At 35.0% G+C, this 311-nt stretch carries 1 protein-coding gene; it reads left to right on the top strand.

Annotated features, from left to right (window positions below; all coding sequences use genetic code 11):
- Nucleotides 1-311 (top strand): YceI family protein (locus R2R70_RS19550; protein ID WP_410978828.1); only part of this gene is annotated, 311 nt, incomplete at both ends.

Raw genomic sequence — 311 nt, 5'->3', positions numbered from 1 at the left:
ATAAAGAAAGACACGATTGCTGAAGCCCATCACTTCACTGCAATCGAAGGTAAGCTTAACGATAAAGGTGAGTTTAATGTTTATATAGATTTAGCATCAGCAGAAACGTATATACCTATTCGTAATCAAAGGCTTACAAGCCTTTTGTTTGAAGTAAATACATTCCCAAAAGCCGTGCTAACAGCTAATTTGAAGCAGTCGTTAGTAATAATTAAAAAACCGGGTAGTCACGTATTAAAAGGTATTAGCGCAGAGCTTGATTTTCATGGTAACAAAAAATCACTATCAATTGATGTGCTGGTAAATAGCAA

The organism is Cobetia sp. SIMBA_158, from assembly GCF_046566945.1.
GTDB lineage: Bacteria > Pseudomonadota > Gammaproteobacteria > Pseudomonadales > Halomonadaceae > Cobetia > Cobetia amphilecti.
The sequence above is the reverse complement of the archived record's forward strand: the minus strand, read 5'-3'. Positions and strand labels throughout refer to the sequence as shown.